Here is a 23,388-nt window from a genome sequence, read left to right as displayed (position 1 = left end):
ACCGGATCGGCACCCGCGCTCAGCGCAGGGTGCCGATCCAGCGGCGCGTCTGCGCCGGATCGATGACGTCGTCGAGTTCGAGTACCGTCGCGGCGGTGAGCGCCTTCCCGCTCTCGTACGCGGCGCGGACCAGATTGTCGAATGCGGTGGCCCGCTGCACCGGATCCTCGATCGCCGCGAGTTCCTTCGCGAACCCCAGCCGTACGGCTCCCTCCAGACCCATTCCGCCGATTTCCCCGGTGGGCCACGCGATGACGAAGCGCGGGGCGCGAAACGATCCGGCCGCCATCGCCTGCGCACCCAATCCGTAGCCCTTGCGCAGAATGACGGTGCCCCACGGCACCGACATGGCGGCCGCGTCGATGAACAGGCGGCTGAACTTCGTGACGGTGGCATGGGTTTCGGCCTCCGGACCGACCATGAAACCCGGTGTGTCACACAGCGATACGATGGGCAGTCCGTGTGCGTCGCACAGTCGCAGGAAGGCGCTGAGCTTGTCGGCCGCCGGGGCGTCGATGGCGCCGCCGAGGTGATGGCAGTCGTTGGCGATGAGCCCGAAGGGCCTGCCCTGCACGCGGATCAGCGCGGTGACCACGCCCGCGCCCCAATCGCGGCGCAATTCCAAGACCGAACCGGTGTCGGCGACCGCGGCGACGGCCGCGCGGATGTCGTAGGCGCGCAGCCGGTCCTGCGGCACCACATGGCGGGCCAGCCGCGGGTCCGGCTCCTCCCACGTGTCGAGGGCCCCTTGGAAATATCCGAGGTAGTCACGCGCGATCGCCACCGCCTCGGCCTCGTCGCCCGCGACGATGTGCACCACACCGTTGCGGCGCTGCACCCGCACGGGGCCGATCTCTTCCGGTGCGTAGACACCCAGGCCACCGCCCTCGATCATCGCGGGTCCGCCCATGCCGATATTGGCGTCCGGCGTGGCGATGACGACATCGCACATGCCGAGCAGCGCGGCATTTCCGGCGAAGCAGCGCCCGGACACGATGCCGATCAGCGGGACCGTGCCCGAGAGGGCGGCCATCGCACGGAAAGTCGTCACGTCCAGCCCCGAGATACCCGAGTGATCGGTGTCGCCGGGCCGTCCGCCGCCGCCCTCGGTGAAGAACACCACCGGAAGTCGCTGTTCGCGTGCCAGTTCCAGCATGCGGTCGGTCTTGGCGTGATTGCGCATGCCCTGAGTACCGGCCAGCACCGTGTAGTCGTAGGACATCACCACCGCCCGGGCGCGGTCGTGACCGAATCGTCCGGCGTTGACGGTCGCCACGCCCGCGACGAGTCCGTCGGCCGGCGTATTCGCGATGAGATCGTCGATACTGCGCCGGGAACGCTGCGCCGCCACCGCCAACGCCCCGTATTCGACGAAACTGTCGTCGTCGACCAGATCGGCGATGTTCTCGCGGGCGGTGCGACGCCCCAGCCGGTGTCGCTTGGCCACCGCCTCCGGGCGTGCGTCGTCGAGTCCGGCACGGTGGCGGGCCCGCACCTCCGCGAGATCGTCGCGTTCGGCGTCGAGGTCCACGGCGGTGAGGCCGGCATGTTCGCCGTCGTGGTCCGCGTTGTCCCACACCAGCAGTGCCGCATGCGGATCCACCACCGTCGCGGGTTCGGCCAGCACCCGCACCACTCGCAACGACTGTCCGGCGCGGACCACGTGATGCATCTTCATCGCCTCCACGACGGCGACCTCGGCGCCCGCGGCCACCACCGTGCCCGGTTCGACCACGCTGATCACCGTGCCACCCAGGGGTGAGCGCAGGACTTGCTCGCCGTCGTCGAACTGCTCCGCCGGGGCCGGGGCACCGGCCGCGGGCGGTGTCGGCGGGGGAGCGGATTCCTCGGCCCGGCGCGCCAATTCGGCGCTGTGGCGTTCGAACCACAGCGTGTCGACCGTGGTGTCGCCGGGCAAGGCGTCGAGGACGGCGCGCTGCAGGGCAACCGTGGTGTCGACGCCGTCGATCGTGGTTTCGGCCAGCGCGTCGGCGGCGCGCCGCAGCGCCGCCGGACAGGTCGGTCCGCGCGCGATGATCTTGGCCAGCAGTGAATCGAAGCCGGCGCCCTGACGCATCCCGCTGTAGGCGGCGGTGTCGACGCGCACACCGGATCCGGTCGGGGGAGTGAATCGAGTGAGCACGCCGGTGCTGGGCAGCACATCGCCTGTCGCGCTGAGGATTTCGGCATTGACGCGCACCTGCACCGCATATCCGCGGGCGGCGTGCGGCAGCGCGAGATCGTCCAGTGTGTGGCCCTGAGCGAGGTCGAACTGTACGGCCACCAGATCCAGGCCCGTCACCTCCTCGGTGACGGTGTGCTCGACCTGCAGCCGCGGATTGACCTCGAGGAACCACGCGGTGTCGCCGTGCACCAGGAATTCGACCGTGATCACGCCACGACAACCGACTGTTTCGGCCAGTCGTACCGCCTCGGCATGCAGGCGCTCGCGCATATCCGGCGCGAGCGAGGGCGCGGGTGCGATTTCGATCAATTTCTGGCGGCGCCGCTGCACGCTGCAATCGCGATCGCCGACCGCGACCGCGCGCGAACCGTCGGCGACGATCTGCACCTCGATGTGGCGGGCGTGTTCGACCAACGCCTCGGCGTAGACGGTGTCGTCACCGAAACCCGCGCGAGCCTCGGCGCGGCAATGGGCATAGGCCTGCGCCAGTTCCTCGCGACGGCGCACCACGCGCATCCCACGTCCGCCGCCACCGGCCGTCGCCTTGATCATCACACCCTCGGGGTGAGCGAGGAGCAGGGCCTCGATCTGCTCGGGCCCGGCGGCGCCGGCGGTCGCGGGTAACACCGCGACACCGGCCTGTTCCGCGGCACGCCGGGCCGCCACCTTGTCGCCGAAGGTCCGCAGCACCTCCGGAGCCGGCCCGACGAACACCAGTCCCGCTGCCGCGCATGCGGCGGCGAAATCGGCGCTCTCGCTGAGGAATCCGTAGCCCGGATGTACCAACGCGCCTGGCCCCGCACTACCGGCGGCCGCGACGACGGCGTCGATGTCGAGGTAGGCCGCGGCGCCCGAGCCCGGCAACCGGACCGCCTCGTCGGCCAGCCGCACCGGCATCGCGTCCGGCTCGTCCGCCGTCGACAACGCCCGCGTGCCGTAGCCGCGCTCTCGCGCCGTACGCAACACACGGACCGCCACTTCACCTCGGTTCGCCACCACCACCTGCATGCCGCCAGTCTGATTGACATTGACGTCAACGTCAATATGCTGGACGGTATGACCTCGTCGTGGAGTGTGCGAGCGGCCCGGGAGCGTTCGGATACCGACCGGCATCGTGCCCTGCTCGATGCCGCGGCCGACGTTTTCATCGAACGCGGCTACGCGGCGACGACGGTGGCCGCGATCACCGCCCGGGCCGGTGTCTCCCGCGCGACGCTGTATGTCTACTTCGCCTCGAAGGACGAGATCTTCCACGCGCTCGCCACCCGGGTTCGCGACGAATTCCTCGCCGCCCAGGAACCCGAACTGGCCGATTCCGATCCGCGAGAGATGTTGCGCGCCACCATAGAATCGTTCGCCGAGGCGGTCCTGCACGCCGGCCCGCTGCTGCGGTTGATCGAAGAGCGCGGCGCCGTCGACCCCGAGATCGGCGAGCTGGCCGCCGAAATCTCCGAACGTCCCATCCGCCGCTTCGCCCGCTACCTGGACCGGGAACACCGTGCCGGGACCGTCACCCCCGCGGCGCCGGTTCGCGTGGTCGCCGAAACAGTCGGCTATGCGCTCACCAGCGGCATGCTCGCCCGCCGGGCCGATCCGCCGCCCGAGCGCGCCCGGTATCTCGCCGAGATGCGGCAGATCGCCGAAACCCTGCTCGGGCTGCGCCCGGCCGCCGAATTTTCGGCTTGACCTTCACGTTACGGCAACTTCTACCGTCGAAGACGAGGCCGGAGCGACCGGCCTCAGGACAGATGGGAAGCACCATGAGCTGGTCGATCGCGGAGGTGGCGAAGATGTCGGGAGTTACCGCCCGCACCTTGCGCCACTACGACGACATCGGTCTGCTCACCCCGGCCCGTGTGGGCAGCAACGGCTATCGCTACTACGACGAGCAGAGTCTGTTGCGGCTGCAGCAAATCCTCGTGCTGCGCGAGCTGGGGCTCGGTCTCGCCGAGATCGCCGAGGCGGTCGACTCCGAACCGGACACGCTGGCAGCGCTCAAACGCCAGTACGCCCGGCTGCTCGCCGAACGCGACCGGCTGGGACGGATGGCCGAGACCGTGGCGCGCACCATCGCCGAACTCGAAGGGAACAAGGAGATGTCAGTGCAGATCAACCGCCCGGAAAATCTGTTCGCGGGCTTCGATCACACGCAGTACGACGACGAGGCCCGGGAGCGCTGGCCCGAACAGTTCGAGCAGTCGCGGCAGGCGACCGCCGACATGACCGCCGAGGACGTCGAGCGCATGCAGCGGGAACTTACCGCCGCGATGATCCGGATGGCCGAATTCATGGCCGCCGGAACACCGGTCGAGGATGCGGCGGTACAGGCCGAAATCCACGCTCAGTACGAGGGGATCCGCCGTTTCTGGAGTCCGAACCGGAGTGCGTACACCTGCCTCGGCCAGATGTATGTCGACGACGAACGGTTCAAGGCGAACTACGAGCGGATCGCGTCCGGATTGGCCGAATACCAGCGCGACGCCATGGCCGTCTACGCCGAGCAGCGGCTCACCGACTGATCGGCGTAGATACGGCCGCCTCGCCGCGGCGCACGATGAGCACGCCGGTGAGGACCAGCACGCCGCCGAGCAACTGGACGGGGTGCGGGGCCTCACCGAGCAGTGCCCACGCGACGATCAGGGCCGCCACCACTTCGAGCAGCCCCGTGAACGCCGCCGCCCGGGAGCCGAGCAGGCGGGTGGCGGCGATGCCGGCGACGTAGGCGAGGGCAGCGGTCACGATGCCGAGGATCGCGATCGGCAGCCACCACGGCATCGTGGCACCTTGATACACAACGGGATTCGCGGTGGCTCGCAGCGGAAGGACGCCCGCCGCTCCGGCGGCGAGCAGTCCGAGTCCGCCGACGAGCAGCCCACCGGTGGCCAGGACGGTTCCCGGCAAGGTGCCGTGGCCGTGCGCCGAGAGCAGAAAGTACACCACCCCGCAGGCCATCGCCAGCAGTGCCCAGCAGATGCCGATCCAGTCGGTGGCCGCGCCCGACCGCAGATCGATCACGAAGAACAAGCCGGTGAGGCCGAGGAAAGCTCCGGCCACCGTCGGCGCGGCCGGACGCTGGTGGCGACGCAGCCACAACCAGCCGACCACCGCGATCGGCGAGGTGTACTGGATCAGCAACGCCATTCCCACGGCCAGACGCGATACGGCGGTGAAATACGCCAGCTGCACTCCGGCGATCGCCACCAGCCCGTAGCCGAGGATCAGAACCGCGTTGCCGCGCACCGACTTCCAGTTGTTGCGCAGTGCGACGGCCGCGATCGGCGTGAGTGCCGCGGCGCCGACCAGGACGCGCACGATCACCACCGCCGCGGAACTCCAGCCGGCGTTCATCAGGCCGCGCGCCAAGGGGCCCGAGAGTGCGAACGACACCGCCGACACCACCGCGCACCCCGTGCCCGAACCCAGCCGGTCCCCGGCGGTGACCTCGGGCGCGATCCTCGACATGCCCGAGAACGCTAGGCCGGGCGGCGTCGGCTGTCACATGGTTTTGCGCGGGGTGGTCGCGGCCACCAGTTCGGCCACCGCGTCGGCTACCGGAGTGCTGCCGCCGGTGAGCTCGACGATGACCCGGTTCAGTGCCGGTTCGTGCAAAGCCGCGTCGATGAAGGCGGCGACGTCGTCGCGGGAGACCGAACCGTATTCGATGGCCAGGCCGGCGGTGACGGTGCCGGACCCCGGATCGTCGAGCAGCGTTCCCGGACGCACGATGAGCCAGTCCAGCGCGATGTGGGTCAGATGGACGTCCGCGGACTTCTTCACCCGCATGTAGTGCTCGAACCCTTCCGAGGTTTCGCGGTCGCGCCCGGCATCGGGGAATACCGACACCAGCACGAAGCGCGAGACGCCCGCCTGCGCTGCGGCCGCTGCGGCCTTCTCCAGTCCGGCGCCGTCGATGGCGGTGGTCTTGTCGGGGCCGGTGCCGTGCGCGCCCGCGGAGAACACCACCGCGTCGTGCCCGGCGATCTCGGCCGCCAATTCCTCCACCGTGTCGTGGATCAGATCGCCGGCCACCGGCGTCGCCCCGGTCGCCGCGACGGTCTCGGCCTGTTCGGGATTGCGATGCATACCGGTGACCTGGTCACCGCGGTCCGCGAGCCGTTGCGCGAGGCGGCGGCCCACGCCGCCCGCCGCGCCGATCTGGAATACCTTCACGAGCGATCACCTCTCTGTCGGCGAGTGCGGTCCACTGCCGATTGTGGACTCCGCGCCGAAACGTCCCGCGCCCGGGTACGCCGCGGCACGGCATGCTGGGTGATCGCTGATCGTCACCGATTTCGACTCCGTATCCGCTGTCGCCGAAATACGGCGATTGCCATTGATTAGCGATTACGGTGCCAATGTTCGTGTGATGGGGTGAGGCGATCGCGCGGGACACCGCGATCCGGGCGAGAGGCGGGCAGATGGCACGTACCGCACGCGGCGACGGCGCGGCCTTGGATTCCGAGGTGACGGCGGCGCTGATTCGCAGCCGGCGATTCTTCACCCGCGCCACCGTCTCCGCGGATCTGCGTACCGAATACGTGCGTGGCGGCCGCCAGGCCGACGAGTTCTATCTCGAACGCTGGGCCCACGACAAGGTGGTGCGCTCCACGCACGGCGTCAACTGCACCGGATCCTGTTCGTGGAAGGTGTATGTCAAGGACGGCATCATCACCTGGGAAACCCAGGCCACCGACTATCCGTCCGTCGGTCCCGACCGCCCCGAATACGAGCCCCGCGGCTGCCCGCGCGGTGCGGCCTTCTCCTGGTACACCTATTCACCCACCCGCATCCGCTACCCGTACATCCGCGGTGTGCTGCTCGAAATGTATCGAGAAGCCAAGGCGCGCACCGGCGATCCGGTCACCGCCTGGGAATCGATCGTCTCCGACCCGGAGGCAGCGCGCCGCTACAAGAGCGCCCGCGGTCGCGGCGGACTGGTCCGCGCCGGCTGGGAGGAGGCGGTGGAGCTGGTGGCCGCCGCCCATGTGCACACCATCAAAACCTTCGGACCCGACCGGGTCGCGGGATTTTCTCCGATTCCCGCGATGTCGATGGTGTCGTTCGCGGCCGGTTCGCGGTTCATCTCGCTGATCGGCGGGGCGATGCTGTCGTTCTACGACTTCTACGCCGATCTGCCCGTCGCCTCCCCGCAGGTCTTCGGCGACCAGACCGATGTGCCCGAGTCCGGAGACTGGTGGGACGCGGGCTACCTCATGATGTGGGGTTCGAACGTCCCGGTGACCCGCACCCCGGATGCGCACTGGATGACCGAGGCGCGCTATCGCGGCCAGAAGGTGATCGCGATCGCGCCCGACTACGCCGACAACGTCAAATTCGCCGACGAATGGCTGGCCCCGCATCCGGGCACCGACGCCGCGCTGGCCATGGCGATGGGCCATGTGATCCTGCGGGAGTTCTTCGTCGACCGGCAGGTGCCGTATTTCGAGGACTACGTGCGCCGGTTCACCGATCTGCCGTTCCTGGTGCGGCTGGAGGAACGCGACGGCGTGCACCGCCCCGGCAAATTCCTCACCGCCGCCGATCTCGACGAATTCGCCCGCACCGAACACGCCGAATTCAAGACCGTTCTGCTGGACCGGCAGGGAAATCCGGTGGTGCCCAACGGATCTCTGGGATTCCGCTACGGCGCCGAAGGTGCCGGACGCTGGAATCTGGAGTTGGGCGGTGTGGAGCCGGCGCTGTCGGCCGCCGGCGACAGGGCGGTGGTGGTGGAACTGCCTCGCTTCGACACCGCCGACGGCGCCGCCGCCGTCGTGCGACGAGGCGTTCCGGTGCGCACGGTCGGCGGCCATCTCGTCACCACGGTGTTCGATCTGATGCTGGCCCGCTACGGCGTGCAGCGTGAGGGCCTGCCGGGGGAGTGGCCCACCGGATACGACGACGCCGCCCATCCCGGAACACCGGCGTGGCAGGAGCCGATCACCGGGGTGCCGGCCGACGCCGCGGCTCGCATCGGCCGCGAATTCGCCGCGAATGCCGAACAGACCCAGGGCCGTTCGATGATCATCCTCGGCGCCGGCACCAACCACTGGTTCCACTCCGACACCATGTATCGCACCTTCCTGGCCCTCACCACACTGACCGGCTGCCAGGGGCGCAACGGGGGCGGCTGGGCGCACTACGTGGGCCAGGAGAAGTGCCGGCCCGTCACGGGCTGGGCGACGGTGGCCAACGCGACCGACTGGACCCGCCCGCCGCGGCACATGAACCAGACCGTCTACTGGTACCTGCACACCGATCAGTTCCGCTACGACCCGTTCGCCGCCGACACCCTCACCACGACCACCGGTCCCGGGAATCTGTCCGGACGCAGCACCGCCGACCTCATCGCGCAGGCGGCCCGCATGGGCTGGACACCCTCGTATCCGACCTTCGACCGCAACCCCCTCGATCTGGCCGACGAGGCCGAACGAGCGGGCCGCGCACCCGCGGACCATATCGTCGACCAATTGACCTCGGGCAAACTGCGATTCGCCTGCGAGGATCCCGACGCTCCGGCGAACTTCCCGCGCGTGCTGTCGATCTGGCGATCCAATCTGCTCGGCTCCTCCGCCAAGGGCAACGAGTACTTTCTGCGTCATCTGCTCGGCGCGGACGCCTCGCTGCGCGCTGAGGAAGCACCGCCGGATGCGCGCCCGCGCGACGTGGTGTGGCACGAGCAGGCACCGGCCGGGAAACTGGATCTGCTGCTGACCCTGGATTTCCGGATGACCAGCACCACCATGTACTCCGATGTGGTGCTGCCGGCCGCGACCTGGTACGAGAAATACGATCTGTCCTCCACCGATATGCACCCGTTCGTGCATTCGTTCAGCCCGGCGATCGCACCGCCGTGGCAGACCCGCACCGACTGGGACGCCTTCCTGAGCATCGGCGCCGAATTCAGCCGCCTGGCCCGGCGCCACCTCGGGGTGCGCACCGACATCGTCGCGACACCACTGCTGCACGACACCCCCGACGAACTCGCCACCCCGCACGGTGCGGTGCGGGACTGGAAAACCGGTGCGTGCCAACCCGTTCCGGGTCTGACGATGCCGCGACTGACCGTCGTCGAACGCGACTACGGCGCGGTCCGCGCGAAAATGGGCGCGCTGGGGCCGCTGGTCGACCGGCTCGGCGCGGCCACCAAAGGCGTCACCTTCGACGTGGGTCAGGAGGTGTCGGACCTGGCCGCGCGCAACGGCATCGTGCGCGGCGGACCGGCCGCCGGGCGCCCCAGCCTCGAACGCGATATCGACGCCTGCGAGGCGATCCTGGCGTTGTCCGGCACCACCAACGGACGGCTCGCGGTGCAGGGCTTTCGCACCCTCGAGCAGCGCACCGGGACCCCGCTGGCCGATCTGGCCGCCGAACACGCGGGCAAGCGCATCACCTTCGCCGACACCCAGGTCGCGCCGGTGCCGGTGATCACCTCACCGGAATGGTCGGGATCCGAAAGCGGCGGGCGGCGATATTCGCCGTTCACCGTCAATGTCGAACGCGCGAAACCGTGGCACACCCTCACCGGACGCCAGCATTTCTATCTCGATCACGACTGGATGGCCGAGGTCGGCGAGCAAATGCCGGTCTTCCGGCCGCCGCTGGACATGTCGGCCCTGTTCGACGAGCCCGGACTGGGGGAGCAGGGTGAGCGCGGATTGTCGCTGCGCTATCTGACTCCCCATTCGAAGTGGTCCATCCACTCCGAATATCAGGACAACCTGTTGATGCTGAGCCTGTCGCGCGGCGGTCCGACGATCTGGATCTCCGATCGGGACGCGGCGAAACTCGGTGTGCGCGACAACGAATGGATCGAGGCGGTCAACCGCAACGGCGTCGTGGTGGCCCGCGCCGTCGTCTCGCATCGCATGCCGGAAGGCACGGTCTACATGCATCACGCGCAGGACCGATTGATCGATGTACCGCTGGCCGAAACCTCCGGCAAGCGTGGCGGCATCCACAATTCGCTCACCCGGCTGCTGATCAAGCCCACCCATCTCATCGGCGGCTACGCGCAATTGTCCTTCGCGTTCAACTATCTCGGCCCGACCGGCAATCAACGCGACGAGGTGACCGTGATCCGCCGCCGCGGCCAGGAGGTGACCTACCGATGAGGCCGATGACGCAACTGGCGATGGTGATGAACCTCGACAAATGCATCGCTCGGTGACCTGCAAACAAACCTGGACCAACCGCGCCGGAGTCGAATACGTCTGGTTCAACAACGTGGAAACCCGCCCGGGCCAGGGGTATCCGCGCACCTACGAGAATCAGAGCCGCTGGAAAGGAGGCTGGGTCCTCGACCGCAAGGGCAGGTTGCGGCTGCGTCGCGGCGGCCGCATGCGGACACTGTTCACGATCTTCGACAATCCGACCCTGCCCGAACTGTCCGACTACTACGAGCCGTGGACATATGACTACGACACGCTGACCACCGCTCCGCTGCAACGTCATCCGCCGGTGGCGCGGCCGCGTTCGCTGATCACCGGCCGCGATACCGCCATCACCTGGTCGGCCAGCTGGGACGACAATCTGGCCGGCGCCCCCGAACTCGCGGCGGCCGACCCGCTGCTGGAAAAGGTCGGCGACAAGGTCAGATTCGAGTTCGAGCAGACCTTCATGTTCTATCTGCCGCGCATCTGCGAACACTGCCTCAACCCGGCTTGTATGGCGGCCTGTCCGTCGGGGGCGATCTACAAGCGCGCCGAGGACGGCATCGTGCTGGTCGATCAGGACCGCTGCCGCGGCTGGCGCATGTGCGTGTCGGGATGCCCGTACAAGAAGGTGTATTTCAACCACCGCACCGGCAAGGCGGAGAAATGCACCTTCTGCTTCCCGCGGCTCGAGGTCGGCCTGCCGACGGTGTGCGCGGAAACCTGTGTCGGACGGCTGCGCTATATCGGCGTGCTGCTCTACGACGCCGACACCGTCACCGATATCGCGGCCACCCCCGACGAACGCGACCTGTACGCCGCGCAACGCGACGCCTTTCTCGATCCGTTCGATCCGCAGGTGATCGCGGCATGTGAACGTGCCGGAATTCCGCGCGACTGGGTGCAGGCCGCGCAGCGTTCCCCGGTGTACGCGCTGATCCGCACCTATCGGGTCGCTCTGCCGCTGCATCCGGAATACCGCACGGTGCCGATGGTCTGGTACATCCCGCCGCTGTCGCCGGTGGTGGACGCGCTGCGCGATACCGGCCACGACGCCGAGGACCACGGCAACCTGTTCGCGGCGATCGAGGCCTTGCGCATCCCCGTCGACTATCTGGCGCAGCTGTTCACCGCGGGCGACACCGCGCCGGTCGAGGCGGTCCTGCGGCGCATGGCCGCGATGCGCAGCTATATGCGCGATATCAACCTCGGCCGTCCGCCGCGCCCGGAGATCGCCGCCGCCGTCGACATGTCCGAGGAACAGCTCTACGACATGTATCGGCTGCTGGCGCTGGCGAAATACGAGCAGCGCTACGTCATTCCCACGGCGCATGCCGAACAGGCGCACGGCCTCGAGGAACTGGCCACCGAATGCGATCTGGACCGCGACGGCGGCCCCGGAATGGGCGGCTGGGGTCCCTTCGGCGAGAGCTCCGGCGGCCCGACACCCGTTGCGGTGGAGAACTTCCGCATGTTGCAGGACCGCCAGACCGCCGACGCGCCCACCTCCGAACCGACCCGGGTGAACCTGCTCAACTGGGACGGACGCGGGCGGCCGGAAGGCCTGTTACCGCGGCGCCGGGGCGGGAGGTACCGCACATGACCCGCACGACGACGCGCTGCGCGGCGTGGCAGATCCAATCGCTGCTGCTCGGCTATCCCGATGCGGCGCTGCTGGATTCGCTGCCGCTGCTCACCCGGGCCACGGCGGCGCTGCCGGTGGCAGTCGGCGCACCCGTGCGTCCGCTGCTGTCCCACCTCGCGAGTACTCCGCCGATGTTGCTGGGCGGCGAATACGTCGACACCTTCGACCACCGCAAACGGTTCAGTCCCTATCTCACCTACTTCTCCCACGGCGACACCCGCAAACGCGGGATGGCGTTGCTGCGCCTCAAGCAACTCTACCGCCGCGCCGGGTGGCAACTCGACGACGCGGAACTTCCCGACCACCTGGCGGTCGTCCTCGAATTCGCCGCCACCGAACCGGAAGCCGGCCTGCGGGTGCTCACCGACCATCGCGCCGGCGTGGAGGTGATGCGAGCAGCCCTGCGCGAGTGCGGATCCCCCTGGGCCGGGGTCCTGGATTCGGTCTCGGCCACCCTGCCGCCGCTGCGTGGCACCGACAGCGAGGCCGCCGCCCGGCTCATCGCCGCCGGTCCGCCCGGTGAGGAGGTCGGCACCGAACCGTTCGCACCGCCCACCTACATGCCGACGCCGATCGGAGGCCGCCGATGACCGTGAGCGCGACCGATGTCCTGCTGTGGGTGGCGGTGCCGTATGCGGCGCTGGCGATCTGCGTGGTGGGGCTGATCTGGCGCTACCGCTACGACAAATTCGGCTGGACCACCCGCTCCTCGCAGCTGTACGAGAACAGGCTGCTGCGGCTGGGCAGCCCGCTGTTCCACTACGGCATCGTGTTCGTCTTTCTCGGTCACGTCCTGGGCCTGGTGATCCCGCAGTCGTGGACCGAGGCGGTCGGTATCGGTGAAAACGCCTATCACATCGTGTCGTTCAGCCTCGGCGCCGTCGCGGGCATCGCGACCGTGGCCGGGCTGGCCATCCTGATCTACCGCCGCCGCACCGTGGGTTCGGTGTTCTCCGCGACCACCCGCAACGACAAGATCATGTACGTACTGCTGGGCGTGACTCTGGTGCTCGGGCTCGCCGCCACCGTCTACGGCAATGCGACCGGCAATCCGCACAACTACCGCACCGACGTCTCGCCGTGGTTCCGGTCGCTGTTCTACCTCGATCCGCACCCCGAACTGATGGCCGCGGCGCCGCTGGGCTTCCAGCTGCACGCCCTCTCGGCCTGTGCGTTGTTCGCGTTCTGGCCGTTCAGCCGGCTCGTCCACGTGTTCTCGGCGCCCGTCGGCTATCTGACGCGGCCCTATCTGGTGTATCGCAGTCGGGACGTGTCGCTCGGGGCGCACCGGCCGCCGCGCGGCTGGGAACGAGTGCAGTAGCGGGCCGGAGCGCCGCGGGATCTACGGAATCGGCGCTGCGGGATCGGTTGTGGGATCAGAGCGTGCCCGGATGCGGTCGCAGCAACACCGGCGCACCGTGGGCGGGCACATTGGTGATGTTGCGGATGCGGCCGCGTTCATGGGTGCGCACCGGCGCCAGGGCGAATCGACCCAGCACTTCCGACAGCACCGCCGTGCCCTCCATGAGTGAGAATCCGGCGCCGATACAGCGACGCACACCACCACCGAACGGCAGCCAGGTGTTGGCGGCCACGCTGCCGTCGAGAAAGCGTTCGGGACGGAAACTTTCGGGTTCGGGATGATTGTCCGGATTCGCATGCGCCAGCACGATCGAGGTCTGCACGACGGTGCCGCGGGGCAGGGTGTACCCGCCGATCGTCGTCTCGCGCGTGAGCCGGCGCAGTGTGCCGCCGATGACCGGATGGCGGCGCATCGCCTCCTTGAGCACCGCTTCCAGATATTTGTCGTCGCCCTCGGCGGCCGCGCGGCGCGCCCGCTGCTGCACCTCGGGATGGGCGGCCAATTCGAACATCGCCCACGACAGCGCCGACGCGGTGGTTTCGTGCCCGGCCAGCAGCAGGGTCACCAACTGATCGCGCAGTTCGGCATTCGAGAGCGGCTCGTCGCCGGGCTCCGCGCCCACCGCGAGCAACCGGGCCAGCACGTCGGCGCGCTCACCGGGATCCGCCTCGTCGCGCCGGCGCGCGATCTCCTCGTACAGCAGCGCGTCGATCGCATTCTTGTTGTCGGCGAATCGCTTCCACGGGCCGAAACGCTGCAGCCGATGCCATTTCCAGCCCAGGAAGATCAGCGGGCCGACATCGACCAGGTACCGCAGCCGCGGCGCGAGCTCGGCACGTCCGCGCTGCTCGCTGATGCCGAACACCACCTGCATGATCACATCGAGTGTCAGTTCGTTCATCCGTGGCAGCGTCACCAGCGTGGTATCCGGCTGCCACTGGTCGATGTGGTGTTTGGCGATCGCCTCGACCAGGTCGCGGTAGCCGCGCAGCGCCGAGCCTGTGAACGCCGGCATCAGCAGCCGGCGGGCTCGCGCGTGCTCGTCCTCGTCGGTGAGCAACAGCGAATGCTGTCCCATCACCGGCTCCAGCACCCGATTGCCTTCGCCGGCATGCAGATCGGCCGGGGCGCCGGCGAAGATCTCGCGGATGTGTTCCGGACGCGAGAACACCACCAGATTCTCGGCATACGGTGCGATCATGCGCATCGTGTAGACATCGCCGTAGCGGCGCGAGGCCACCCCGGCGAACCAGCCCCGCCACTTCGCGTGCAACAGCGTCTGCGCCACCCGCGGCAGCCGGGGACCCGGCGGGAACACAGTGGTCATGGGGCTACCTCCCGACGGTCCGCGGCGGTGCGAGATCCGATATCCACCCCACGGTAGCCCGGTAACCGTTACCGGACCACACACGTTCCATGAGCAGTGGGCGGCTGTCCGATAGCTGGATCGGCCGGGCCGAAGCCAGGAAATTGCGCAGGGTGCACCGTCCGGGGCCATATCATCGGGGCCATGCCCACCTTCCGAGCGGCCGGACGCAGGGATATCTTCGCTGGTGATGCCTGGCACCTGGCGTGCGCGATCGGCTGTGCGTCGATCACCGTCGGGGTGCTTCTGCTCGTTTGGCCCGATAAGTCCGTTCCGGTAGCGGAACTATTGCTCGGAACGACACTGCTGCTGACTGCCGCGTGGCAGTTCACGGTCGCCTTCCGCGCGCGCATCCGCGGCGGGCTCAAGGCGCTGGAATTCGGGAGCGGGGCCCTGTCGGTGCTGCTGGCGCTGTGGTGCATGCGCAGCGGTGACTGGGTGGCGTTGCTGGCGATGTGGGTCGGCATGGGATGGATGATCCGCGGCATCGTGCAGGCGATCGTCGCGGCCTGGTCGGAGGACCTGCCGAAGCCGGGCCGGCGCGAGGGCTACGGCCTGGCCACACTGCTGGCCGGGCTCCTCGTGCTGGTGTGGCCGATCGACACCGTCGCGGCCCTGTCGGTTCTGGCCGGCGTCTGCCTGATCCTGCTCGGCGCGATGGAGATCCGCATGGCCGTCCGCGTCCGCCGTCCCGAACGCGGCGGCGACCAGGTCGGGGTGCGCGGCCTGCTCGGACCGCGCGCGCAGACCCCCGTCCGGGCCGCGGATTAGGGTCGGGACATGGCTGTCGTACACCACACCACCCTCGAGCCCGGCAAACTCGAACTGCTCACCGCATGGCTGCCGACGCGCGAATGGTTCACCGGCACAACGCCGCACCTGCACAAGGCGGGCGGGTTCCGGCTCGACGACCCCGCCGGCGAGGTGGGCATCGAGCACATGCTCGTCGTCGACACCGCCGATCCCCGCCACCCCGTCTACCACGTGCCGATGACCTATCGCGGCGCCCCGCTGCCCGGCGCGGAGGCGGCGTTGATCGGCACCTCCGAACACGGTGTGCTCGGGACCCGGTGGATCTACGACGCCGCGCACGACCCGGTGGCCCTCGCGCAGATGGCGGCGCTGCTCGCCGGGCGCGCGGTGGCCCAGGACCAGAACCGCAGCGACGCCCCCGCCGACACCGTCGAGGTGTCCGCCGCCGATCCGGAAACGCCGAACGCGGTGCGCGTCAACCGGATTCCCTCGTCGGCCGTCTCAACGCCCGGGTGGGTCCGGGTGAGCTGGACCGATGCGGAGGGCGCGCCGGCGGCGGGGGTAGTGCTGGAGGTAGCGGTGAACTGAGCGCGTACGCGTGCGGTCGGAAGGAGTCGAGGTGAGGTTCGGCAGATACGGATATCGGACGGCTGCGGTGGTGCTGCTCGGCGCGAGCGCCGCCACCACCCTCGCCGGTTGTGCGCAACGCGACTCCGGGACTGCGCCCTCCGCGCGGCCAGCCACCGAAACGCCTGCCGCGCAGTCACCTTTGCCGCAGCACACCCCCACACCGGGGCCCACCACCGCCGCGCCGGCCGTCGTGGCGTGCCGGCCACGCCAGCTGGACATCACCGCCCACACCCTCTCGCCGGGGATGATGCATCGCGGCGTCGAACTGAGCTTCACCCTCGCCCCCGACACCCCGCCCTGCACGATCGGCGGCTATCCCGGCGTCGACACCGGCGAGGGCGGCCCGGTCCTGCACGCCCGACGCACCCCGCGCGGATATATGGGTGGCCTGCCCCGCGACGACGACACTCCGCCCGCCGTCACGGTGCTGCCCGGTCGCCCCGCCCGCGCGATCGTTGAAGGCTCCGCGATGGGCCCGGCCGGCGAGGACTGCCCGCTGTACACGAGTCTCGATGTGACAGCTCCCGATTCGACCGACACCCGCACGGTGCACACCGCCATCGACACCTGCGCCCTGGAGGTGCATCCGGTCACCGGCTGAGGCGATTCGAGCCGGCGGGGTGCCGGGCCTCAGGTGTAGGCGAGCATTCGGCACGGTCGGCCCGTACCGCCGATGTGTTCGGGCGCGCCGACCACGACGGTGGCACCGGTCGGCGGGACCGAGCCGAGATTGGCCACCATCTCCACGCCGTAGCGCCCGCCGCCGAGGAAGGCGGTGTGTGCGCCGTAGTCGGGATCGGCCGCGTGGTCGAGGCTGAGTGTATCCACCCCCGCGCCGACGATATCGCGCTGGCGCACAAGGTAATCCGCGGCCTCGGCGCAGAAGCCGGGCGCATGCGGGGTGCCCTGGACGTCGAGGTTGACGAAGGCCGCCGGATGGACGAGCCGGCGTTCCCACCCGGAGTACATGGCGACGAAGGCCCGGGGCGGAATGCGGCCGTAGATTCGCTCGAACGCATCGATGTCGTCGATCGTGACCGTCGCGTCGACGTCGAACGCCGCTTTCGCGCTGATGTCGATCACGATGAGCGGAGCCACCAGATCACGCACCGAGATGGCGCCGGCCGACGCCCCGCCGGAGGCGCGGCGCAGCGGCGCATCGACATGGGTTCCGGTGTGCTCCCACAACGCGATCGTGTTCTGGTCGAAACCGCCCAGCGCATGCCATGCCACCGGAACCATCGCGAACGGCGGATTGCCCGGCCACATCGGCGTATTCGGGCCCACCGGATGGGTGAGATCGACGACGGCTCCGGCACGCGGGCGTGCGACGGGTGCGGTGGCCGCGACCGCCAGCGCCGCGAGGCCGGCCGCGCCCGCCAAGGCGCGCCGCGACGGGACCGTCGCGAAATCGGCACCGTCGTGGGCGATCCGGACGATCCGAGGTGCGCACATGGTGCCCGGAAGCTTAGTGCCCCGCGACGTGTGACCGCTACGACTTACGGGCCAGGGCGCATGCGATCAGTTGTTCCCACAGCGTGGGTTCGCGCTCGGCGGGGCCGATGCGCGAGACCGAGGCGTCGGCTTCGGCGGGCCGCCACCGGGCGCAGATCTCCAGCCCCGGCTCGAGCACCTCGAGATCGCCGAACAGATCGAGGATCTCCTCGTCCGACCGCCAGCGGCCACGCCCGAAGGTCGCCTGGAGCTTCTCCTCCGCGGCCTGCGTCTCGTCGTTGAAGCCGGAGCGGAAATGCGAGATGTAGATCTGTGAGCCCACCGGGATCCGGTCGGTCCACCACTTCACCAGGTCGGCCGGATTCTCGTCGTTGTTGAGGTGGTGCAGGATCGCGCTGAAGATCACCGCCACCGGCTCGTCGAAATCGATCAGCCGCCGCAGGTCCGTATGGGCGAAGATGACCTCCGGATCGCGCAGATCCGCGTGGATTACCGTGGTGTTGTCGTCGGCGGACAGCAGGGCGCGACCATGGGCCAGCACGATCGGATCCTTGTCCACGTACACCACGCGCGCGGTGTCGAGGTGACGCTGGGCGACCTGATGCACATTGTCGACGGTCGGCAACCCGCTGCCCATATCGATGAACTGGCGCACACCGGAGTCGGCGATATCGGCGACCGCGCGAATCATGGCCTGCCGATTGGCATAGGCGATGGCGACCGAACCAGGTAGATCGTTGATGAAGTAGTCACCGACCTTGCGGTCGACGGCGTAATTGTCGCGCCCGCCCAGCAGATAGTCGTACACGCGGGCGATGCTCGGCTTCGATTGATCCACCTGTGCGGCGCTGTCGGTCATGGCACCAGTTTCTGTGCGCGGAGGTCGTCGTCGGACTCGATCCTAGAGCCACCGTTGACGTTTCGGTGCGGCCTCGACGAGAACCGTTGTCCCCGAAGCGGTCTCCGGCATCATCCGCTGACGAATCCGACCGCGCGGTTCGCCAGGTCGAGCAGCGGCTGCGGCACGATACCGAGGGCGAGTGTGGCGGCGCCGGTGACGATGACGACCATCGTGGTCACCGGCGCGGTGACCACGGCGGGCGGCGCCTCCGGGGGATCGGTGAAGAACATCTGCACGATGACGCGAATGTAGAAGAACACGGCGATCGCACTCGAGATCACACCGACGATCACCAGATACGCCGCATGTCCGGCGGCGGCCGCCGAGAACACCGCGAATTTCCCGACGAAGCCACTGGTCAGCGGAATACCCGCGAACGACAGCAGAAACAACGCGAAAACCGTTGCCAGCCATGGCGAACGGCGTCCGAGCCCCGCCCATGCCGACAGTGCGGTGGCCTCGTCTCCCACGCGGTCGCGCACCAGCGTGACCACCGCGAACGCGCCCACCGTGCTCACGCCGTAGACGGCCAGATAGAACAGCACCGCCGACACACCGTCGGAATTGGCCGCCACCAGCGCGGTGAGGATGAAGCCGGCGTGCGCGATGGAGGAGTAGGCGAGCATGCGCTTCACATCGGTCTGAGTGACGGCGAGAATCGCGCCCAGCACCATCGTGGCCACCGCCACGGCACCCAGGATCGGACGCCAGTCCGCACTCAGTCCCGGCACCGCGACCTGCAGGATGCGCAGTAGAGCTCCCACCGCCGCGATCTTGGTCGCCGCGGCCATGAACGCGGTCACCGCGGTCGGCGCCCCCTGATACACGTCGGGCACCCACGACTGGAACGGCACGGCGCCGATCTTGAACAGCAATCCCACCGCCAGCAGCGCCACCCCCAGCACCGCAAGGGTTTTCGAGCCGGAATCGCGCGCCACGGCGTCGGCGATCCCGGAGAGGCGAACCGTGCCGGCGTAGCCGTACAGCAGCGCCATCCCGTACAGGAAGAACGCCGAGGCGAACGCGCCCAGCAGGAAGTACTTCAACGCCGCCTCCTGCGACAGCAGCCGACGCCGCCGAGCCAGCCCGCACAGCAGATACAATCGCGACCACCAAGATGGTGCCCTGCAGCATCAGCGTCACGTTGTCGACGGCGACCGCGCCGACGGCCACCGTGGCATGAGTGCCCGCGAGCGCGATCACGGCCACCAATGCCGCCACCAAACCGCCCAGCGCGAGCACCAGCTGGACCGGATAGCGCCACGACCGGGGCAGGAACGCCTCGGCGATCACCCCGGCGACGGCCACACCGAAGACGACGAGCATAGGTGACAAAGCGTGATATTCGATCGAAGGAGCCGGAACCGTCGCGGCCAGAAGCTGATTCACCGGTGGTTACCTCCGCTCGGAGTGGTCGCGGCCGGGACGGTCGCGGCATCCGGCGCGACCGTGGGCGCCGGATCGTGTTTGCCGATGGTGGTGAGCGTGCCGGCCACCGCCGGATTGATCCGGTCGAGAACCGGTTTCGGATACGCGCCGAGGACCAGCAACGCCGCCAGCAGCGGCACCACGACCACCAGTTCGCGCGGCAGCAGATCCGGCAATCGCTCGTTGCCCTTGCGGACCGGTCCGGTCATCATGCGCTGGTACATCCACAGCACGTACAGCGCCGCCAGCACCAGTGCGCCGGTGGCGAACACGGCCGCCACCGGATAGCGGGTGAACGTGCCGGCCAGGACGAGGAATTCGCTCACGAACGGCGCGAGGCCGGGCAGTGAGAGCGTCGCCAGGCCCGCGATCAGGAAGGTGCCCGCCAGTACCGGCGCCACCTTCTGTACCCCGCCGAATTCCGCGATCACCCGAGTTCCGCGGCGCGACACCAGGAATCCCGCGATGAGGAACAGCGCCGCGGTCGAGATGCCGTGGTTGACCATGTACAGCGTCGCACCCGACCCGCCCTGATTGGTCATCGCGAAAATGCCGAGGATGATGAAGCCGAAATGCGAGATCGAGGTGTAAGCGATCAGGCGCATCACATCGGTCTGCCCGATGGCCAGCAGCGCGCCGTAAAGAATGCCGATCACCGCCAGCACGCTGATCATCGGCGCGTAGGTGGTCGAGGCGGCCGGGAACAGCAGCAGGCAGTAGCGCAGCATGCCGAAGGTGCCGACCTTGTCGACCACCGCCATCATCAGTACCGCGCTCGCCGGTGTGGCCGACACCGCCGCGCCGGGCAGCCAGGTGTGCAGCGGCCACAGCGGCGCCTTCACCGCGAAGGCGAACATGAAGCCGAGGAACAGCGCGTTGAGCACGGCCGGACCGGCGCCGAGCTGCCCGGAATTCGCCGCCGCCGTGACCGCCCGGAAATCGAAGGTGCCACCCGCGCCGCCGAGATGTGCCCGTGCGGTGAGTACGTAGAGCCCGATCACGGCGGCCAGCATGATCAGGCCGCCGAACAGGTTGTACAGCAGGAATTTCACCGCCGCGCGCGAACGCTGCTGCCGCAGTGCCAGTTCCGCGGCCGCCGATTCACCGCCGCTGGTGCGGGGCCCGAATCCGCCGATGAGGAAATACATCGGGATCAGCATGACCTCGAAGAACACGTAGAACAGCAGGATGTCGAGCGAGACGAACGAGATCAGCACCATCGACTCGACGATCAGGATGAGCGCGACGTAGATGTGCGCGGCCCGCCGCCCGCCGCCCGCTTCGCGGTCGTCCTTCCATCCGGCGAGGATCAGCAGCGGCACCAGTGCGGCGGTCAACAGCAGCAGCACCAGCGCGATGCCGTCGACGCCGAGGGTGTAGCCGGCGCCGAAAGCCGGTATCCAGCGGTGTGATTCGACGAGTTGGTATTGCGGGCCGCCGGGATCGAACCGCACCGCGACCACGATCGCGACGGCCAAGGTGGCCAGCGACAACACGAGTCCGGCCACCCGGGCCACGGTGCGCCGGCCGGCCGGAACGGCCAGCACGACGACGGCGCCGGCCAGAGGCAGCACCCACAGTGTGGTCAGCCAGGGATACTCCGTCACAGCAACCTCACCGCCAGCAGGGCCGCGACCACCAGGGCCGCGCCGGTGAACATGGACAGGGCGTACGAGCGCACGAAACCCGTTTGCACGCGCCGGATTCGCGCCGACAGGCCGCCGATCACCGCGGCCGTGGTGTTGACGATGCCGTCGATACCGCGGTTGTCGAGGAAAACCAGCGAGCGGGTCAGGTGGGTGCCCGGACGCATGAACGCGGCTTCGTTGAACGCGTCGCCGTACAGATCGCGGCGAGCCGCCACGGTCAACGGCGTGACGTCCTGCGGGGCGGCGCGCGGCACCGGGCGCCGCGCGTACTGGCGGTAGGCGACCGCGACACCGATCGCGACCACGACCAGCGCGGCCACGGTGACCGCCCACGCCGGCACGGCGCTTTCGGCGTGTTCGGTGCCGACCACCGGTGCCAGCCAGTTCTGCAGCGACGATCCGAAGACGAACACCCCACCGGAGAACACCGAGCCGATCGCCAGCACGATCATCGGGCCGGTCATCACCGCGGGGGCTTCGTGCGGATGCGGCTCCGGCTCGGAATCGCCCGCAGTCCAACGCTTTTCACCGAAGAACGTCAACAGCATCACGCGCGTCATATAGAAGGCGGTGATCCCGGCGCCGAGCAGCGCGGCGGCGCCGAGGGTGATGCCGTTCGCGCCGCCGTAGCCGAACGCGGCCTCGATGATCCGATCCTTGGAGAAGAACCCCGCGAACGGCGGCACCCCGATGATCGCCAGATAGCCGAGCCCGAAGGTGACGAACGTGATCGGCAGATACTTTCGCAGCCCGCCGTAATGGCGCATATCCGTCTCGTCGTTCATCGCGTGCATGACCGATCCGGCGCCGAGGAACAATCCGGCCTTGAAGAAGCCGTGGGTGAGCAGATGCATGATCGCCACGGCATATCCGGCCGGCCCCAGTCCGGCGGCCAGCACCATATAGCCGATCTGACTCATCGTGGACGCCGCCAGCGCCTTCTTGATGTCGTCCTTCGCACAGCCGATCACGGCGCCGAACAGCAGCGTCACCGCGCCCACCACCAGCACGCCCGCGCGCGCCGCCGGGGCCGCGTCGAAGATCGCGTTCGACCGCGCGATCAGATACACACCTGCGGTCACCATCGTGGCGGCGTGGATGAGGGCCGACACCGGAGTGGGGCCTTCCATCGCGTCGCCGAGCCAGGACTGCAGCGGCACCTGCGCGGATTTACCGCACGCGCCGAGCAGCAACAGCAGGCCCAGAGCGGTCAGGGTGCCTTCGCTCGCCTGCGGGACACCGGCGAACACGTGCCCGAAATCGACCGAACCGAAGGTGGCGAACATCAGGAACAGCGCGATCGCCAGCCCCATGTCGCCGACACGGTTGACCACGAAGGCCTTCTTCGCCGCCGCGGCCGCGGACGGCTTCTCGTGCCAGAACCCGATCAGCAGGTACGAGGCCAGGCCCACGCCCTCCCAGCCGAGATAGAGCACCAGATAGTTGTCGGCCATGACGAGGATCAGCATCGCGGCCAGGAACAGATTGAGGTAGGCGAAGAACCGCCGCCGCGCCGGATCGTGGCTCATATAGCCGACCGAGTAGATGTGGATCAGCGAGCCGACGCCGGTGATCAGCAGGACGAAACACATCGTCAGCTGATCGAGTTGCAGCGAGAACTCCGCCTGCAGTCCGGCGACCGGTATCCAGCTGAAGAAGTTGTGTGACACCGCTCGATCGGCGCCGGCGCGGCCGAGCATCTCGGCGAACGCCCACACCGCCACGCCGAACGAGGCGACCGCGGTCGCGCAGCCCAGCCAATGCCCCCAGCGGTCGCTCAGGTGTCCTGCCAGCAGCAGGATCAGCGCGCCGGCGGCGGGGAGAGCCGGCAGCAGCCAGAGCAGATTCCCGGTACCCACG

Annotated in this window: 16 protein-coding genes and 2 pseudogenes; 9 read left to right on the top strand and 9 right to left on the bottom strand. The window is 68.7% G+C overall.

The genetic code is table 11. The annotated features are described in order from the left end of the window. Positions 1-19: 19 nt before the first annotated feature. Positions 20-3,193 (bottom strand): carboxyl transferase domain-containing protein, encoded by a 3,174-nt coding sequence (locus IG65_RS0109210; protein WP_030514431.1) that lies wholly within the window; start codon positions 3,191-3,193, stop codon positions 20-22. Between the two features lie 48 nt (positions 3,194-3,241). Here IG65_RS0109210 and IG65_RS0109205 point away from each other — a divergent pair, with 48 nt between their 5' ends. Both IG65_RS0109205 and IG65_RS0109200 read left to right on the top strand, forming a co-directional pair. Beyond that, on the top strand, positions 3,242-3,871 hold the full coding sequence (locus IG65_RS0109205) for a TetR/AcrR family transcriptional regulator (protein WP_030514430.1): 630 nt from the start codon (positions 3,242-3,244) through the stop codon (positions 3,869-3,871). A 74-nt stretch (positions 3,872-3,945) separates the two neighbouring features. Continuing rightward, on the top strand, positions 3,946-4,704 hold the full coding sequence (locus tag IG65_RS0109200; protein ID WP_030514429.1) for a MerR family transcriptional regulator: 759 nt from the start codon (positions 3,946-3,948) through the stop codon (positions 4,702-4,704). Here IG65_RS0109200 and IG65_RS0109195 read toward each other — a convergent pair. After that, positions 4,694-5,647, bottom strand: a complete 954-nt coding sequence (locus IG65_RS0109195) for a DMT family transporter (RefSeq protein WP_030514428.1) — start codon at positions 5,645-5,647, stop codon at positions 4,694-4,696. The genes IG65_RS0109200 and IG65_RS0109195 overlap by 11 nt on opposite strands. A gap of 33 nt (positions 5,648-5,680) precedes the next feature. Continuing rightward, positions 5,681-6,355, bottom strand: a complete 675-nt coding sequence (locus IG65_RS0109190) for an NAD(P)H-binding protein (protein ID WP_030514427.1) — start codon at positions 6,353-6,355, stop codon at positions 5,681-5,683. A gap of 248 nt (positions 6,356-6,603) precedes the next feature. Between IG65_RS0109190 and IG65_RS0109185 the strand changes: the two genes are divergently transcribed. The 4 genes and pseudogenes from IG65_RS0109185 to narI all read left to right on the top strand — a co-directional run bounded on the left by IG65_RS0109185 (position 6,604) and on the right by narI (position 13,304). After that, positions 6,604-10,299, top strand: a complete 3,696-nt coding sequence (locus IG65_RS0109185) for a nitrate reductase subunit alpha (RefSeq protein ID WP_030514426.1) — start codon at positions 6,604-6,606, stop codon at positions 10,297-10,299. Beyond that, a pseudogene (gene narH / locus IG65_RS34520) lies at positions 10,296-11,941 on the top strand (nitrate reductase subunit beta). The gene IG65_RS0109185 and the pseudogene narH overlap by 4 nt, the downstream one beginning before the upstream one ends. Next, the gene (gene narJ, locus IG65_RS0109175) at positions 11,938-12,573 is read left to right on the top strand and encodes a nitrate reductase molybdenum cofactor assembly chaperone (protein ID WP_030514425.1); all 636 of its coding nucleotides are present in this window, start codon (positions 11,938-11,940) and stop codon (positions 12,571-12,573) included. Before narH ends, narJ begins: the two are co-directional and overlap by 4 nt. Next, a complete protein-coding gene (gene narI, locus IG65_RS0109170) occupies positions 12,570-13,304 on the top strand; it encodes a respiratory nitrate reductase subunit gamma (protein ID WP_030514424.1) in 735 nt (244 codons plus the stop codon). Before narJ ends, narI begins: the two co-directional genes overlap by 4 nt. Positions 13,305-13,359: 55 nt before the next feature. Here narI and IG65_RS0109165 read toward each other — a convergent pair whose 3' ends face one another. Then, positions 13,360-14,673 carry a cytochrome P450 gene (locus IG65_RS0109165; protein WP_030514423.1) on the bottom strand — a complete coding sequence of 438 codons (1,314 nt, stop codon included), beginning with the start codon at positions 14,671-14,673 and terminating at the stop codon, positions 13,360-13,362. 183 nt (positions 14,674-14,856) lie between these two features. Here IG65_RS0109165 and IG65_RS0109160 point away from each other — a divergent pair, with 183 nt between their 5' ends. Genes IG65_RS0109160 through IG65_RS39035 form a run of 3 tightly spaced genes read left to right on the top strand, consistent with a single transcriptional unit; the run spans position 14,857 to position 16,696 of the window. Next, the gene (locus IG65_RS0109160) at positions 14,857-15,483 is read left to right on the top strand and encodes a DUF308 domain-containing protein (protein WP_051755630.1); all 627 of its coding nucleotides are present in this window, start codon (positions 14,857-14,859) and stop codon (positions 15,481-15,483) included. A gap of 9 nt (positions 15,484-15,492) precedes the next feature. Beyond that, positions 15,493-16,053, top strand: coding sequence for a hypothetical protein (locus IG65_RS0109155; protein ID WP_030514421.1), 561 nt, complete (start codon positions 15,493-15,495; stop codon positions 16,051-16,053). Between the two features lie 31 nt (positions 16,054-16,084). Then, entirely contained in the window at positions 16,085-16,696 is a 612-nt protein-coding gene (locus IG65_RS39035) for a DUF4232 domain-containing protein (protein ID WP_231509111.1), read from the top strand. A gap of 29 nt (positions 16,697-16,725) precedes the next feature. On the opposite strand, the gene IG65_RS0109145 is transcribed toward IG65_RS39035, so the two are convergent. The 5 genes and pseudogenes from IG65_RS0109145 to nuoL all read right to left on the bottom strand — a co-directional run bounded on the left by IG65_RS0109145 (position 16,726) and on the right by nuoL (position 23,387). Beyond that, the gene (locus IG65_RS0109145; protein ID WP_030514419.1) at positions 16,726-17,550 is read right to left on the bottom strand and encodes a cyclase family protein; all 825 of its coding nucleotides are present in this window, start codon (positions 17,548-17,550) and stop codon (positions 16,726-16,728) included. A gap of 37 nt (positions 17,551-17,587) precedes the next feature. After that, positions 17,588-18,409: an SAM-dependent methyltransferase gene (locus tag IG65_RS0109140; RefSeq protein WP_030514418.1), complete on the bottom strand. Its 822-nt coding sequence runs from the start codon at positions 18,407-18,409 to the stop codon at positions 17,588-17,590. A gap of 110 nt (positions 18,410-18,519) precedes the next feature. Next, a pseudogene (gene nuoN / locus IG65_RS34515) lies at positions 18,520-19,777 on the bottom strand (NADH-quinone oxidoreductase subunit NuoN). 59 nt (positions 19,778-19,836) lie between these two features. Continuing rightward, a complete protein-coding gene (locus IG65_RS0109130; protein WP_030514417.1) occupies positions 19,837-21,486 on the bottom strand; it encodes an NADH-quinone oxidoreductase subunit M in 1,650 nt (549 codons plus the stop codon). Then, positions 21,483-23,387, bottom strand: coding sequence for an NADH-quinone oxidoreductase subunit L (gene nuoL / locus IG65_RS0109125; protein WP_030514416.1), 1,905 nt, complete (start codon positions 23,385-23,387; stop codon positions 21,483-21,485). The genes IG65_RS0109130 and nuoL overlap by 4 nt, the downstream gene beginning before the upstream one ends. Between the last annotated feature and the right edge of the window lies 1 nt (position 23,388).

It is taken from the genome of Nocardia sp. NRRL WC-3656 (assembly GCF_000720265.1).
GTDB lineage: Bacteria > Actinomycetota > Actinomycetes > Mycobacteriales > Mycobacteriaceae > Nocardia > Nocardia nova.
Note: the sequence above shows the minus strand (reverse complement) of the source record. Positions and strands in the feature narration are given on the sequence as shown.

Bases quoted from the DNA above. Each gene is read 5' to 3' on its own strand.
- IG65_RS0109165 (WP_030514423.1), bottom strand. From the start codon at position 14,673: ATGACCACTGTGTTCCCGCCGGGTCCCCGGCTGCCGCGGGTGGCGCAG.
- IG65_RS0109140 (WP_030514418.1), bottom strand. From the start codon at position 18,409: ATGACCGACAGCGCCGCACAGGTGGATCAATCGAAGCCGAGCATCGCC.
- IG65_RS0109155 (WP_030514421.1), top strand. From the start codon at position 15,493: ATGGCTGTCGTACACCACACCACCCTCGAGCCCGGCAAACTCGAACTG.
- IG65_RS0109185 (WP_030514426.1), top strand. From the start codon at position 6,604: ATGGCACGTACCGCACGCGGCGACGGCGCGGCCTTGGATTCCGAGGTG.
- IG65_RS0109200 (WP_030514429.1), top strand. From the start codon at position 3,946: ATGAGCTGGTCGATCGCGGAGGTGGCGAAGATGTCGGGAGTTACCGCC.
- narJ (WP_030514425.1), top strand. From the start codon at position 11,938: ATGACCCGCACGACGACGCGCTGCGCGGCGTGGCAGATCCAATCGCTG.
- IG65_RS0109205 (WP_030514430.1), top strand. From the start codon at position 3,242: ATGACCTCGTCGTGGAGTGTGCGAGCGGCCCGGGAGCGTTCGGATACC.
- IG65_RS0109210 (WP_030514431.1), bottom strand. From the start codon at position 3,193: ATGCAGGTGGTGGTGGCGAACCGAGGTGAAGTGGCGGTCCGTGTGTTG.
- IG65_RS0109195 (WP_030514428.1), bottom strand. From the start codon at position 5,647: ATGTCGAGGATCGCGCCCGAGGTCACCGCCGGGGACCGGCTGGGTTCG.
- IG65_RS0109160 (WP_051755630.1), top strand. From the start codon at position 14,857: ATGCCCACCTTCCGAGCGGCCGGACGCAGGGATATCTTCGCTGGTGAT.
- narI (WP_030514424.1), top strand. From the start codon at position 12,570: ATGACCGTGAGCGCGACCGATGTCCTGCTGTGGGTGGCGGTGCCGTAT.
- IG65_RS0109145 (WP_030514419.1), bottom strand. From the start codon at position 17,550: ATGTGCGCACCTCGGATCGTCCGGATCGCCCACGACGGTGCCGATTTC.